This is a genomic window from Vibrio sp. OPT46 (genome assembly GCF_015163535.1).
GTDB lineage: Bacteria > Pseudomonadota > Gammaproteobacteria > Enterobacterales > Vibrionaceae > Vibrio > Vibrio alginolyticus.
Map to the genome: position 1 here is coordinate 1 of NZ_JADDYG010000439.1, position 324 is coordinate 324.

General features: G+C 38.6%; 1 protein-coding gene. It reads right to left on the reverse strand.

The genetic code is table 11. From position 1 onward, the window contains the following. A partial coding sequence (locus IQR33_RS33565) for a hypothetical protein (RefSeq protein ID WP_228013994.1) occupies nt 1–245 on the reverse strand: 245 nt, incomplete at its 3' end. Nucleotides 246–324 lie beyond the last annotated feature (79 nt).

Sequence of the window (324 nt, forward strand, 5' to 3'; positions counted from 1 at the left end):
CTGCCGTTACCAAACTTTTTCCCCCACATAGATGCAAAACTTTGCTCAAGCCTGTTCAAGTAATCATCATCAGTTTCTGTTGACCTTAACAGCATAAGGTTTGCTGTTTTTGCAATGGCTTTGTCCATGCTTGCCAATAACCAGACTTGTTCGCTGTCTCTGTTTGATAGAGTTATCCAATGTTGTAACAAAGTCAAATCCCAAGCTGCGTTTCTAACACTTTTCATTGACTGAGATTTAAGCATTTTAGGGACTCTATGACCACTAAAATATATAGCCATAAAGTAGAACGCAGGTATACAGAACACATACTCTTCAAACATC